Below are 13923 nucleotides of genomic sequence, written 5' to 3'. Positions count from 1 at the left end.
GTGTTACGGCAAAACGCCCATGCGCACCTTCCTCGACTCGCTGGAACTCGCCAAGGAGAAACTGATCCCGCATTGAGTCGCGCTTCTCGATTCAACAGCCCGACTATCTGTCAGATCGAGTCCCAGCTAATACACATCACCTCAACCTCAAGGCCTTTCGGGTCCTCGAGGAGCGCGTCGGGCAACTTGTCCGGGACCACGCAGTATCCCGTCCAGCGAGCCTTTAGGTCCGCGCCTAGATGGACGTTCATTGCACGACTCGGTTTCTCCACAAACGCTCCAGTTAGCCCTATCTCGAGTACAACGATCTGCGCACATTGTACCGGCGACTAGCGCACCGCCCCAAGCGCCTGTTCTGCCTCCCCCCAACAGCAGGCTGATCGTGTCGCGCTCGGCCTGCAGCCGTGCCCGCTCCGGAGCCCCGGCCACCGCCGCTAGCTCGGTGTGCACGCTCGGTAGCGCTGGCGCGCTCCTGCGCGACGGTCACCTGTTCGCGGCTGGGCTCCAGCTCCGTCGAGAATTGAGTACGCAGCTCCTCGAGTTGGCGCTGGCTCGATCCAGGGTTTTCTGGTGGGCGCACTCAAGGGGAAAAGGTACTGACATGTGTCGCTGTGGGGATCATTTAGCCTTGGCTTTGCTCTTGCTCGCGTCCTGACGTTCTACATCCGCAGATTCCCGCTGCTTGTCTCCGCATGACACGGGCATTCCGGGGTGCAGGAAAGGCAGGGTCGCCCACAAATGTAGTCCTTGCCACAGTAGTGTCGTGATCCCGCAGTGCCTGCGCGGCGAACTCAGGCTGCGGACAAGCGCCGGACGCCGCCTATGTGCGCGGAAGCTAAAGGCGGATTTCCGCAGGCCCAGCGCAAGCTCGCGCTTGCGGTACGGTCCAATCACTTCGCCAACATCACCTGCTTATGCGGGGCTTAAGGCTTGGTCGAGACTTTGGTACGCAGGTTTATCTAGACAACAAATTGTCCGACTCCGCCATTGAGACTCCCTGTCGCGGGAGACCTCCCCGGGAATCGCGGCTATCTCCGCAGCGCGGTCKGGAGCCGCTATGATGCCTTTGGACGACAATTGCTCGAGCCTTCTCCCAGGAGACCGGCATGGAAACTCCCGGCCCCCGGCAGTGGGGGTGAAATTACGGCCGTGCGACGCTATCATCGATGCGTGTACGCCGAGGCGCAATGGCGCGACCGGACATGCGCTGCAATGATGAGAACTGAATATGCCGCCCAAGAGCTTGATGTTTCCGCTGACAAAATGTCCGACGACGYCCGTCGAGGCATTGGCGACTCAGATCCGCTGCCTGGACGTCGGCAAGGTGGTCATTATCGGGGGTGATCCGCTCAAGGCGCAGGCACTGGGGGACAAGCTTGCCGCCGACGGCATGGTTGTAAGCATGGCCGCTCAGTGAATGGTCGGAAATAGGCGATGCCCAACCGGTAAAGGACCTCGGCAGGCCGCGTTAGCCGGCGCTGTGATCGTGGCACTGGCCGTCGGATTCGCCCAGTCTGACAAGCCAACAGCTCCCGGCACCGCCAAGGCGGCGGAGCTGGCGGCGGCAGCCTTTGTTCGTCGAACGTTCACCGAGAATCCGGTTGGGGTCAGCGAAAAGCCCAAGATCGCGGGTGATAAGGCCCTGGTTCGAACGGTGTATGGCGCGAGCAAGGGTTGTACCGTAGGACTCGTTCGTGATCCGTCCGACGCGAAGTACGGGTGGTCCGTGCGATCCTCCTGGTGTTTTACGAGGACTTAACCAGAGCCTTTTCCCCACTGCAACGTATGGCTAAGGTGTTATGGATTGGTTTTCCGGCGCGAGGCAGTGGGACCTGGCTCCGACTTCACATCCAGCGTCATCAATTGCTCTCGCCATCGAGGTCCGGCAAGCCAACACCGCCGAGAAATTGGTACGCGACGGCCGGTAGCCGCGGGACGACCCTCTTTGCATCTATCTGCCCGAGGATGCCGACACCCGCGTGCCGACGTACGTGCAGCCGCATGCCGGCGACGATCTTGTTAAACTGCGCAGCCGAGCAATCGGCGCATTCTTCCTCGGCACCGGCGTCACAGTGGCAGAGAGCGCGCCGCACAGGTAGTTGACCAGCAGCCCGCGGCTACTCCGGGCTCCGGCGCATGGGGCGGTGATACCCGCACTGGCCACGTCGCATCCTTCTCCGTCCCGATTCTCTCGACCTGGTAGGCCCGCCGAGCCACCATGCCGATAGCCGGTGACCTGGCGTTCTCCCGCAAGCTTCCGGCACCGCGATCACCGAGATCAGCCTCGTGAGGATCGTACGCGCTGCACTGGGGGCGATCGCCTTTTGAGGTTGATGACATGAGTCCGCGAATTCCGCAATACCTTCTGCCGCCGCCAACCGCTCGCGGGCCAGCCCAGCGATGCGATCAGCGAACTGCTTGGCTTTGCCCGTTTCCGAACCTGCAGCCGGATTGCCGCCGCCGTCAAAATGAAAGCACTTGAGCGAGCCCCGGCGCGTCCTCTCGGGTCGGCGGCAAGCCCACATGCAGCGCGGTTTTTGCTATGCTCCAGCGAGCGCTCATGCCTCTGGCAGGTCAGCGCCCAAACCACTAGAAATTGAGGCTTCAATCCCATGGTAACTAAAGCTAAAGCTGTCGCGAAGACCCCTGCCAAGCCTGCAGCCAAGAAGGCACCGGCAACCAAAGCCCCGGTGAAGGCTGCGGCCAAGAAGGCGGCGCCAGCGAAAAAGGCCGCCGCAGCTGCACCGGTCGCCAAGCCGCTGAGTGACAAGTTCAACAAGTCCAGCCTGCTCGCTCACCTTGTCGCGCAAACCGAACTGGATGCCAAGACCGTCAAGACCGTGTTGGCCCATCTGGAAAACACGGTGTTGAGCGCAGTGCACAAGAAAGGCGCGGGCGAATTCACCCTGCCCGGCCTGTTCAAGGTGGTCGCCACCCAAGTGCCGGCGACCAAGAAGCGCTTCGGCAAGAACCCGTTCACCGGAGAGGATCAGTGGTTTGCTGCAAAGCCGGCGACCGTCAAGGTGAAGGTCCGTCCGATGAAGAAGCTCAAGGACGCCGCTGCCTAAGCCATTGTCGACGTGCAAGGTGAAGGGAGCCCTAGCGCGGCTCCCTTTGTTTTAAGCAGTTGCTCGGCGTCCTCTAAGGATGTCCCATACCGGCCATTCGGGACACTCCGCCATTTACTCGTTTGTAACAAGCGCGCCAGTTGATTTCCACCGCGCGGGCGGGAGCTGCCATCGGCATCCAATCTCGCGTGACTGAGGTTTTGGCACCCTTTCATGGAAAGTCGTGTTTCTTTTGGCAAGATTCGGAAATTCGCGCGGGGCCGCCTCGAAGGTTGAAAGTGGTCCCCCGGCAGCAGAGCCGGGAGTGAACTTCCGTCGGTTAATGCGTAGCAATCAGTTTGTCCTACAGCAGATGAATAGACAGTTCACGAGGCATGTGCAGCGCAGCGGAAAGGCATACCCCGGACGGTTGGTCGACCCGTTAATTCGTTCGGACCAGACGCAATCGGAGATTCGCCCAGTTGGAATTAGGCCGGAGGGCCTGCTGGTTGCTTCCGCAGCCGCTTCCCTTGAAAACATGCGGCTTCAGCGCTCGCTGCAACAGTGCGATTGGGACTGGTGCCTTTGACTGCTCCCGACATTCTCGCGCCACACCTGACACCCGGCGGACACCTGCTTGCGGTGCCGGAGGACGCCGCGCCAATATTGGCAGATGAAACGCGACTGCGGCTTGGGAGTTCGTTTGCGTTTGGCGCGGGGCATGGCCTGCTGCATTTGGGAACGGCGGAAATCGGCCGCATATTGCCCCCCGCATGGGCCTGGTGGCGCGATTTTGCCGCGCGCTATGTCACCGCCTTGTGCGCTACGCCCGAAGGCGGCGAAATCGTGGTCGCAACGCCTGCTGCCAATGATTTTGATGCCATGATTGCCGATGCGCCGCCGATGACGGGCGGCGAGTATCTAACGCCAGATGTGCTGGCCACGTTGTGGGGCGAGATCGATACTGCCTTGCACCAGGAACTGGCGACCGCAAACGTCTCGCTTCAGGACTTCCTCAAGTCGCGCCACCCGGCCTGGAATCTCGTCGGCCGTGTGCATTTCAACCTCGCTGAGAACCGCAAGGACCCGGAGTCACCGTTCGCCTTCCTTGCGACTTACACCTCGCGCCTGTCGGCCCATGGCAAAGCGCAACACCAACCACTGTCGCAAGCCCTGGCGGAATTTTCGGGAGCCAGGAGCAAGGCGCAGCTCCTGTCGTTACTGCTGCCGGTGCAGCGCGCTGCGGAACACTGCGATTGGCTTCGCGACATGGTGGATACCGGCGAGATATACCATCCGCTGCGCTGGACGCCGCTCGACGCCCATCGCCTTCTCTCGGACCTCTCCAAACTCGAATCCGCCGGGATTGTCGTACGCGCGCCAGGCGTCTGGCAGGCTGGCCGCCCTGCTCGTCCCGTTGTGAAAGCCAGCGTCGGAGCACGACCGCCTTCGCTCCTGGGCAAGGACGCGTTGCTCGATTTCAGCATGGAGGTCTCCCTCGACGGCGAGCGTCTCAGCGCCTCCGAGGTCAGGGATCTGCTCAAAGGCGCCGATGGCTTGCAACTCATCCGTGGTCGCTGGATCGAGGTGGACAAGAAGAAGCTTAGTCGCCTCATGAAGCGATTCGAGGCCATGGAAAAGGCGGCGCAAACTGGTCTGCCCTTTAATGAGGCCCTACGCCTTCTGGCGGGTGTTTCGCTCGACGAGAGCGCCGACCCCGCTGACCGCGACTGGTCGCAGCTTGTTGCAGGGCCCTGGCTGGCCGACATCCTGCAGGAGTTGCGTCAGCCGGAGGGGTTGGCGCAGATCAGCCCGGGACCGGAACTCAAGGCTAACCTGCGGCCCTACCAACAGGTCGGCGTGCGGTGGTTGTACCTGCTCACCCGGCTCGGACTGGGCGCTTGCCTGGCGGATGATATGGGTCTGGGCAAGACCATGCAGGTACTCTCGCTGCTGCTCGTGCTGAAGCGCGAAAGCGCCGAGGTTCGGCCCAGTCTGCTGGTCGCCCCCGCATCGCTGCTGGCCAACTGGGCGGCAGAGGCCGAGCGCTTTGCCCCCGGCTTGCGCCTACTGATCGCCCATCCGTCGGTCATGCCGGCGGCCGAATTGCGCGCGCTGGACCCCGCGCGGCTTGCGGACATCGATCTCGTCATCACCAGCTATGGCTCGCTTCTTCGCCAGCCGGTACTGGGGGCCATCCAATGGCGCGTTGCCGTTATCGACGAAGCGCAGGCGATCAAGAATCCGGGCGCCAAGCAAACGCGACAGGTCAAGCAGCTCCAGGCACAATCGCGCATCGCGCTGACCGGAACCCCCGTGGAAAACCGCCTGTCCGATCTGTGGTCCATTTTCGATTTCACCCATCCCGGATTACTGGGCTCAGACAAAGTCTTTGCCAACTTTACTAGGCGGCTGGCGAAGGCCGAGCACTTCGGTCCGCTGCGAACGCTCGTACGCCCCTACATCCTGCGCCGCCTGAAGACCGACAAGCGGGTAATCGACGACCTTCCGGACAAGACCGAACTCAAGGCCTGGTGCCACCTGAGCCCGAGCCAGGCGGCACTTTATCAGCGTGCGGTGAAGGATCTGGCCGCCGCGCTTGAAGACGCCGAAGGCATCGGTCGCAAGGGTGTCGTGCTGAGCTTCCTGATGCGCTTCAAACAGATATGCAACCATCCATCGCAGTGGTTGGGCGACGCGGCCTGGAAGGCGGAAGACAGCGGCAAGTTCGCCCGCCTGCGCCAACTGGCCGAAGTCATTGCCGCCAAGCAGGAAAAGGTACTGGTATTCACCCAATTCCGCGAGACCACTGAACCGCTGGCGGCATTCCTGGGTTCGATCTTCGGCCGCGAAGGTCTGGTACTCCATGGCGGCACCCCGGTAGCCAAGCGCCGCGAATTGGTCAAGCGATTCCAGGAGGATGAGCTGACACCCTTCTTCGTGCTCTCGCTCAAGGCCGGTGGGGCGGGTCTGAATCTCACCGCCGCTTCACATGTGATCCACTACGACCGCTGGTGGAACCCGGCCGTGGAAAACCAGGCGACTGATCGTGCATTCCGTATCGGCCAGCAGAGGAACGTCCTGGTGCATAAGTTTATCTGCCGTGGCACGATCGAAGACCGTATCGACCAATTGATCGAGGCCAAGCAGCAATTGGTGAAGGATGTGCTGGAGGGCGGCGCGGAACTCCTGCTCACCGAGATGAGCGATCGTGAATTGCTCGATCTCGTGAAGCTCGACGTTTATGCCGCGCAGGAAAACTGATCGTCAACAGGAATCGCAATGGGTTACGGTTACGGGGGATGGAAGCCCTATGTCTCGGTCGCCGAGCGAAGAAAAAAGGCTGAACTGGCCGCCGCGAAGGCGAAGAAGGCTGGTGCGGTCCTGTCGCCAATCGCGTCGTATCGCGGCGCCATCGCCAAGACCTTCTGGGGCAAGGCCTGGTGCGACAATCTGGAAGGCTACAGTGACTATGCCAACCGGCTGCCGCGCGGCCGTACCTATGTGCGCAACGGTTCCGTGATCGACCTGCAGATCACGGCAGGCGAAGTCCGCGCGCAGGTAATGGGTTCGAGCCTCTACACGGTCGCTGTGACCGTGACTGCGTGTCCTGAAAAGCAATGGCGGGCGATCGGCGCCGATTGCGCGGGGTCGATCGATTCGATCGTGGAGCTATTGCAGGGCAAGCTCTCGACATCCGTGATGGAGCGCCTCTGCAAACCTGGCACCGGTCTTTTCCCGGTGCCGAAAGAAATCAAGTTTAATTGCAGTTGCCCGGACTGGGCGTCAATGTGCAAGCACGTTGCTGCCGTACTCTACGGCATCGGCGCGCGGCTCGACCAACAGCCGGCATTGCTCTTCGCCTTGCGCCGCGTCGATGTCAATGATCTTGTCAGGCAGGCTGGCGCTGGCCTGCCCAAAGCCACAAAGCGACCCGCTACCAGCAAGGTGCTCGACGACGCGCTGGTGGCCGATGTGTTTGGCATCGAGATGGCCGACGCTTACCCACCGCCGAAGCCTGCTGCTGGACGTAACAAGCCACCGGCAGGTAAGGTGACAGCGAAGAAGGCGACCAGGTCGGCTGTCTCGACAGCCCGCAAGCCACCTGCGAACGCGAAGACTGCGGAGGACAATAAATCGGTAACAAAGACGTTACCAGTCAAGCTATCTGCTGGGCCACGTAAATCAACATCTGGCAACGTTGTTGCCGGTAAAGCAAAGGTGGCGAACTCGCCTGCAACCCCGAAAGAGGCTGCAACAAGGAAGCGCGCCAGTACTCGACTGGTGAAAGGTACGTCCCGCTAAATGGTGATCTGGCGAGCGACTCGAAGGGGTGAGTGACTACTGTTCGGCCGAGCCGGCCGGTCGCAAGTTGCGGCCGGATAACGCCCAGCTCGCACCGGCACTCTAACGGGAGGCGCCCGAATCCCGGCCGACCCTCGGATAGCGATTCAACCTACTTTCAGACCGGCCGGCTACTGGTCGTCAGCGATATGAGCGAGCAAGCCCTCTTACCGGGCTTCTAACGGCGCCCGCGAGGTGGATACCGGTACGGACTCGTCCTGAAGACACGGACCCGCGCCGGTGGGGGTCATCGTACTTTTGGTGCGAAATCTGGCGCTAGCAAGCCGGGATGCCGCTTGCGGCAAGGCTTTCCAGGGTACTTGGCGCCGCGTACCCGCCGATCTCACAGGTAACTGATTCCAAAGGGTTTTCAGGGCAGAACCGCCAGATTTCGCATCAAAAGTACGATGACCCCATATGACAGCAGTCGGTCCCGATCGGCGCAATGCAGCACTTCGTCACGCAGCGCCCGCACAAGGGCTCGACGCTGATGTACCGTTATCCAACGAAACCCAAGCGTCTGGCAGGCCAGCAGTTGATGGTCGGAGAGCGTTCGCCCACGCGCGTAGAGCGCCCGCAAGGATGCCAGATCCGGCGTATTGATGCCGAGTTCCGTGCCGAGGTGGCGAAGCAGTACTGGTGGCAGGATACTGAACGCATCCAATAGGCAGCCGCTCATGCGCAAAAAGCCAATGTGCAGCGCCAGGCCCAGCTTCATCGTTGGGCCGCGCCGTCGCCCGATCAATTCGTGCTCGGCGTGGCTGCTGGGCTTGCGAACCGTCGCATATTGCAGCGGAATCAAAGCTCCCCCACAATCCCTGCAGTCCGACATAGGCCATGCGGCCGAAGAGGCGGCCACCCTGGTCGGATTTTCCGGTGTCGACGTCGAACCCGCTCTCAAGTACGAACACGCCTTGCACACCGTTTCCGAGGTTTTCGGTACCCCGAAGTCCCCAGCGGGAGCCGGCGATATTTCCGGAAGTCACGCGATAGACGCTGTCTCCATTCCCGGGCTGGTGATTGGCGTATTCGATGCCGCTATCAACTACGCCATACAGGGTCACTTCGAAATGGGCCAATCCTGTGGCACCCAGCAGGGAGAGCGCCACGCAGCAGCGTGATACCGCTTCTTGTCGTCAAGTCTTGCATCTTGGATTCCTCCAGTTGTCTTGATGCATGTTCGGTTCGGGTTCTAAAAAAAGGGATTTCCTATAATAGACGTGCCGAACGGCCCGTCGTCAGGTGAATCGGGAAGTGGAAGCCAGCAGCGATCAGCGTCGTGATCGCTTCGCAAACTGGTTCGATGGCGGGCAGGTGGCAGGCATCTATGGCAGCTATCCGGGACGGTGACGGGGACCGTCTGTGCGGAGCCGTCCTCCGAATGCCATGCCGAGAAGGGGAAGAGCCACGGCGGCGGCGGCAAACAGCCATCGCTCGCCGAAGGTGCCGGCGACGGCCGCAGCGCCGCTCAGGCCGAGCGCCTGCCCAAGGAACAGGCTCGCGGCAAACAGCCCGACCGCCGTACCGCGCGATGGCGGGAACACCTCGGTCGCCTGGGTCTGCAAGGTGTTGTGAAGCATGTAGAAGCCGAGTCCGCCGAGGAAGCATCCGGGCACGCTCCATTCCCACCGTGGTCCGACCGCGACGATGGCGAAGGCGGCACCCAGGAGCGCGCCTCCGAGGGCGGCCAGCACATCAGAGCCCAGACGCCTGATCAGCACGCCGGACAGCGCCACATATACCAGGCCACCGACGCCATACATCGCCACCACCACGCCGGCCGTACCCAGGCCGAGCCCGAAGCGGCCGTGCAGATATGTCGGCACAAAGGCAAATCCCGTCAGGGTGAACAGGCCTTCGATTGCCGTCACTGCGAACACCAGTCTGGCGCGTGGCTGCCCCAGCACGCTGCGGAACTGCTCCCCGAATGAACGCCTGGCAATCAGGTCGGAGACCATGCCCGATCCCTGCATCCACACGACGAGCGCCGCGACGCCGGAGCCCGCCGCTAGCACCCCGAACGCAATGCGCCAGTGCAGCCAGTCGGCGATCAGCCCGGATATCCACTGGCCACCGATCATCCCGCCGATGGTCGCGAGGAAGAAGCGGGCAAGCACCTGCTGCCGGTCCCTGACCGGAACCGTATCGCCGATCATCGCCATGCTCATGGGGATGACACCCGCCGCGGCTGCGCCCGAGAGTCCCCGGGCCAGCGCGAGGGCGGGCATGGTCGGGGCCACGGCGGCCATGACGTTCGCAACGGCGCAGCCTGCCAGCGCAATGGTGACGACGCGGAGTTTGCCGAAGCGGTCGCCGAGCGGTCCAAATACGAGCTGCATCAGGCCATAGGCCAGCGCGAACGCGGAGATGGACCACGCCGCCATGCCAATGGGTACATCGAAGTCCGACGACAGTGCCGGAAGCAAGGCGTCACAGGCGCGCATGGACGCCATGCTCATGACCGCCGCAATGGCGAGAGCTCCGAACCGCCTCACTCCGCCACCCTTGCCATCGGATAGGCGTGCCGGGGCTTCGCGATCATGAAGACCGACCCTGCCGCGAGCAGCGCCGGCACGGCGAGCAGGCCGAATACATCGCCGAAACCCCAGCCAAGACCGAGAAGGCCTGCGCCGATGAAGGCGCCGGCCATGCCGCCGATCCGCCCGATGCCCTGCATCCACGCCACGCCCGTCGTACGCGCCTCGGTCGGATAGAGGCCTGCGGCATAGGTGGACATCGAAGTTGCCCCKCTCGTGACCAGGGTGCCACAAAGGAAAAGCGAGATGCCGAGGAACTCCGGATGATCGACACCGCGTCCCACCACGATGACGAGCACAGCGGCCAGCAGGTACGCTACGACGATGGTACGGTTGGCATTGAAGCGGTCCATGAGCCAGCCCGCAACAAGGTTGCCGAGCAAGCCGCCAAGGGGAAACAGGGAGGCCAGCAACGCGCCACGTTCCACGCTGAATCCGGCTTCACGGAACAGCGTCGGCATCCAGTTCGTCATCAGGTAATAGATCACCAGACCCATGAAGCACGACAGCCAGAGCAGGAACGTGCGCCGCCGGTATCCGGCCGACAGGATGAGTGCAAGAGCCGACGCCTTTCCCGCCTTGCCTGCCGAAGCCATCGGCGCGACGAACACGCAGTGTTCGAGCGATTGCCGAGGCGCAATGCGCTTCAGGATGCGCGCGATCCGCTCGGGCGCCCCGGCGCGCACCGCCAGGAACTGGGCCGACTCCGGAAGCAGTGCAAGGAGCAGCACGGCGAGTATCAGCGGCGCGATGCCGCCAGCCGTCAACACGCTTCGCCAGCCGAAATGAGGAATCAGCCAGGCCGATGCCGCACCGCCCGCCACCAGCCCACCGGAGAAGCCGCAGTACATGGCATTCACCGCAAGGGAACGCAGACGCGACGGCGCGTATTCCGACATCATCGTGATGGTCGTCGGCATGGCCGCACCGAGCCCGAGTCCGGTCAGGAAGCGCAGGACAGTCAATGTGCCGACGGTCTGTGCATGGGCGGCAACGAGTGTCCATCCTCCGAAGCACGTGACGGCCGCCACCAGTACCGTCTTCCGGCCAATGCGATCCGCCACGGGTCCCGCGAAGATCGCGCCCAGGCTCAGGCCACCCAGTGCTGCGCTCATGACGACACCAAGTTCGCCGCGGCCGATGCCCCACTCGTGCGCCAGCGCCGGTGCGATAAAGCCGATTGCCGCCGTGTCATAGCCGTCAGCCGCCACGACGAGGAAGCAGAAGGCGAGGACCAGCCACTGGCAAGGGGAAAAGCGTTCGGCGTCGATGAAGGACTGCACGTCTATGGTGCGGGATGCCTGTTTCATCGTTGTCTCCTGGATGGGCGGGCAAGCGCGCTGTGCGCGCTTGCCTCGTTTGTGAGGGTCAGGCGGCGAGGTACCCGCCGTCCACGGGCAGGGTCACGCCGGTCACATAGGTGGACATCGACGAGGCGAGAAACAGCACCGCGCCCACCAGCTCTTCGGGTTGCCCAACCCGGTTCATTGGGATGCGGGACATGAAGCGTTCGAGCTTCGCCGGGTCCGTGCGCGTGGAAACGGTCATGGGCGTTTCGATGACGCCCGGTGCAATGGCATTGACGCGCACACCGTCGCGCGCGAGGTCGGCTGCCAGCGACTGGGTCAGCATCTTCACCGCGCCCTTCGAGGGCGAGTAGCCGAGCGTGTTCGGCTGGCCCGAAAGCGACGCGATGGACGCGACGTTGACAATGGCGCCACGGGTCTGCCGCAGGGCCGGCAGCCACGCGTGGCAGACGTTGAAAGTCCCTTCGTGGTTGACCTTCATCACCCGCTGCAGGTTGGCCAGCGCATTCTCGCTGTCGATGCCCTCGCGAATGAGTATGCCGGCGTTGTTCACCAGCACGTCGACGGGGCCGACGCAGGCGGTGATCTCTTCGGCGACGGCGCGGCATTGCGCGGCATCGGTCACGTCCAGCGCGCAGGCTCGTGCCGCATGTCCACGGGCATCGATCATCGCCGCCGTCTCGTCGGCATTGGCTTCGTTCATGTCGGTCACGACGACCGTCGCGCCGGCTTCTGCGAGGCCGATGGCGATGGCCCGGCCGTTGCCCTGGCCCGCGCCGGTTATGAAAGCGACCTTCCCGGTCAGGAGTTGAGGAATCATCATGATTGCAATCGAGGGAAATTCAGGGTGAACGCCGCCACGCGGCCGCCGCAATGCGGCCGCGTGGGTGACAAAGATCGGGTACGGAACTCAGTGCATAGCCAGAGGCTCGCGCGCCGCAGCCACACTCGCTTTCGGGAGCGTGGCCTGAACGTGATCGGCGATGTGGTTGCCCGCGACATAGCCAAAGGTCAGACCCGGGCCGAGCGTGATGCCCGCACCGCTGTATTCGCCGCCCATGATGCTTGCCGCATCGTTGCCCGCTGCGTAGAGGCCGAGGATCGGATCGCCGTCCCGGGAGACGACTTGGGCGTGCTCGTTCGTACGGATGCCCATGAATGAGCCAAGGTCGCCCGGTACGAGCTTGAGCGCATAGAACGGACCGTTGGCCAGCGGTGCGACGCAGGGATTGGGCGTGTGCAGCGCGTCGCCCTGGTAGCGGTTGTAGGCTTTGCTGCCGCGCCCAAACTCGGGATCGCGGCCGTACTGCGCCGCTTCGTTGTACTGGCGAACGGTGGCGGCGAGTGTCGCCGGATAGACACCGATCTGCTTCGCAAGGTCCTCGATCGTCTTGCCGCGCTTGAGGTAGCCGTTGCGCAGATGCGGCCCGAGCGGCATCGGGAACGGCTTCACGAAGCCGAGGCCGTAGCGCCGGATCGCCGCATGGTCGGCGATCAGCCAGCACGCCGTCTCCGGCTTGCCCTTCGAGGCGGCGATCATCGCCTGCACGAGATCGTGGTATGAGTTCGCCTCGTTGGCGAAGCGCTTGCCATCCAGGCTGACGGCAATCACGCCTGGTTTCGCCCGGTCGATGAAGTGGGGCATGATGCCGGTCGTGCCGTCCTTGCGCGGCACGAGCGACATAGGCGTCCACGCGGCGGCATTCGACAGGGTCTTGTCGAACACACCGCCCACCTCTTCGGCCATGCGCATGCCGTCGCCCACATTGGTCTGCGGCGTTGGCGAGAAGTGGCCGTGCCCGGCCTTCACGTGCGGGTAAGTCTCCTTGCGCCGCTCGAGGTTGTGCGGGAATCCGCCGCTGGCCAGCACCACACCGTGACGCGCCTTCACGCTGACCCGCTGGCCGTCGCGCTCAAGCACCGCGCCGGAGACGCGCCCCCCCTCCTGCAACAACTGCACGGCAGGCGACGACAGCCATACCGGGATCGACAGGTCGGCCGCCGACTTCGCGAGCCGCGCGGCCAGCGCGTTGCCGTTGGTCAGCGTCATGCCCCGCCCGTACTTCATCACCTCGAGGAAATGTTTGGTCAGACGTTTGGTGACATACCAAGCGGACTGCAGCGATCGCGTCACCCGCATGAAGTGAACGATCTCCTTGCCGGAGCCGATCGTTACGCCGAAGACCGTCAGTTCCGGCAGCACGGGGCCGAGGGTTTTGAGCAGCGGGCCGAGCTCGCGCGCGTCGTACGGACGCGTCACCATCGAGCGGCCACCCTGTGCGGCGCCGGGCGCCTCGGCGTGGTAGTCCGGGAACGTCAGCGGCATGTCGAACTGGACGGCGGTCTTCGTCATGAAGAACTCGATCGCTTTCGGGCCGTTCGCCAGAAAGGCGCGTACACGCGCCTCATCGAACCCGGCGCCGGCCTGGTTCCGGATATAGGTCAGCGCCTGGTCCGGTAGTTCGTGATGGCCGTATGCCTTGCCCAGATGGGTGTTCGGCACCCAGAGCCAGCCGCCCGAGCGGGCCGTCGTGCCGCCGTAGTAGCTCGCCTTCTCGGCCACGATGACCTTCAGCCCCCGGCTGGCGGCAGTAATGGCCGCGGACATGCCGGCGACGCCTGATCCGATGACCAGAACATCACATTTTTCCTGTTGCAGTGTAGACATCGACTTCTCCATTCAAGTGC

Annotated in this window: 8 protein-coding genes and 2 pseudogenes; 4 read left to right on the top strand and 6 right to left on the bottom strand. The window is 63.2% G+C overall.

Annotated elements, in window-relative coordinates; all coding sequences use genetic code 11:
- Window positions 1-1228: 1228 nt before the first annotated feature.
- The 4 genes from AC1DN0_RS30495 (at window position 1229) to AC1DN0_RS30480 (ending at window position 7352) form a co-directional block, all read left to right on the top strand.
- The gene (locus AC1DN0_RS30495) at window positions 1229-1417 is read left to right on the top strand and encodes a hypothetical protein (protein ID WP_477146235.1); all 189 of its coding nucleotides are present in this window, start codon (window positions 1229-1231) and stop codon (window positions 1415-1417) included.
- 1195 nt (window positions 1418-2612) lie between these two features.
- Window positions 2613-3068 carry an HU family DNA-binding protein gene (locus AC1DN0_RS30490; protein WP_276288130.1) on the top strand — a complete coding sequence of 152 codons (456 nt, stop codon included), beginning with the start codon at window positions 2613-2615 and terminating at the stop codon, window positions 3066-3068.
- 558 nt (window positions 3069-3626) lie between these two features.
- Entirely contained in the window at window positions 3627-6311 is a 2685-nt protein-coding gene (locus tag AC1DN0_RS30485; RefSeq protein WP_441634778.1) for a DEAD/DEAH box helicase, read from the top strand.
- 18 nt (window positions 6312-6329) lie between these two features.
- Complete coding sequence (locus tag AC1DN0_RS30480; protein ID WP_441634768.1) at window positions 6330-7352, top strand: SWIM zinc finger family protein; 1023 nt, start codon at window positions 6330-6332, stop codon at window positions 7350-7352.
- 415 nt (window positions 7353-7767) lie between these two features.
- Here the strand turns inward: AC1DN0_RS30480 and AC1DN0_RS30475 are convergent.
- The 6 genes and pseudogenes from AC1DN0_RS30475 to AC1DN0_RS30450 form a co-directional block, all read right to left on the bottom strand.
- Window positions 7768-8148 (bottom strand): annotated as a pseudogene (locus AC1DN0_RS30475) (DUF4158 domain-containing protein); the annotation flags it as partial.
- Window positions 8149-8194: 46 nt separating this feature from the next.
- Window positions 8195-8500 (bottom strand): annotated as a pseudogene (locus tag AC1DN0_RS30470) (porin); the annotation flags it as partial.
- Between the two features lie 225 nt (window positions 8501-8725).
- Entirely contained in the window at window positions 8726-9886 is a 1161-nt protein-coding gene (locus tag AC1DN0_RS30465) for an MFS transporter (protein ID WP_441634766.1), read from the bottom strand.
- Complete coding sequence (locus tag AC1DN0_RS30460) at window positions 9883-11238, bottom strand: MFS transporter (protein WP_477146234.1); 1356 nt, start codon at window positions 11236-11238, stop codon at window positions 9883-9885. The genes AC1DN0_RS30465 and AC1DN0_RS30460 overlap by 4 nt, the downstream gene beginning before the upstream one ends.
- 58 nt (window positions 11239-11296) lie before the next feature.
- Window positions 11297-12055 (bottom strand): SDR family NAD(P)-dependent oxidoreductase, encoded by a 759-nt coding sequence (locus AC1DN0_RS30455; protein WP_441634776.1) that lies wholly within the window; start codon window positions 12053-12055, stop codon window positions 11297-11299.
- A gap of 90 nt (window positions 12056-12145) precedes the next feature.
- Window positions 12146-13903, bottom strand: a complete 1758-nt coding sequence (locus AC1DN0_RS30450; RefSeq protein ID WP_441634762.1) for an FAD-dependent oxidoreductase — start codon at window positions 13901-13903, stop codon at window positions 12146-12148.
- Window positions 13904-13923: the final 20 nt, after the last annotated feature.

The organism is Cupriavidus sp. 05N39 (assembly GCF_056397325.1).
The sequence above is the reverse complement of the archived record's forward strand: the minus strand, read 5'-3'. Positions and strand labels throughout refer to the sequence as shown.